The following is a 485-nucleotide window of genomic DNA, read 5'->3' on the forward strand; positions in this document are numbered from 1 at the left end:
CTTTGCCGGCTGCATCTTTTTCTCCGCTGCCTTTGGCTTTGATGGTTATCTGCTGCTCAGATTTCAGGCTGCTGCCGACAGTGCTAGTGATATGGGTGGTGGTTTCGGTTTCTTGTTTGCTGCTGCCGATGCTGACGCTGAGGTTGATTTGAGCCGGGTTGTCTTTTTTGGGGTCGAGGGGGTCTCCGGTGTCGGGATCTATCCCTTGGGCTTTCTGCCAGGCTTTGTCTCCGGTTTCGATGGCTTTGATGCCGTGCAGAGCAGCCAGTCTGCCGTCTTCTACCTGAGCCGCCCGCTCAACGGAGTTCACAGCCTGGGTGGCGGTGCTGACTACGCTGTTGCCGGCGGTGACGGTGAGGCCGGTCTGTTTGAATTGATAGGTGCTGTGGGTGTCGGTGGTGTTGTCGGCGGCTTCGATGCTGACATTCTGGCCGGTGATGTCAATGCCTGCTTTGGCAAGGATCTCGCTGGCCGAGAGCTTTACG

1 protein-coding gene is annotated in these 485 nt (G+C 57.3%); it reads right to left on the reverse strand.

Going from position 1 to position 485, the window contains the following annotated elements; genetic code table 11:
• On the reverse strand, positions 1-485 hold a 485-nt coding region (locus tag ALO_RS22545), incomplete at both ends, for a hypothetical protein (RefSeq protein ID WP_004097441.1).

This window comes from Acetonema longum DSM 6540, from assembly GCF_000219125.1.
GTDB lineage: Bacteria > Bacillota > Negativicutes > Sporomusales > Acetonemataceae > Acetonema > Acetonema longum.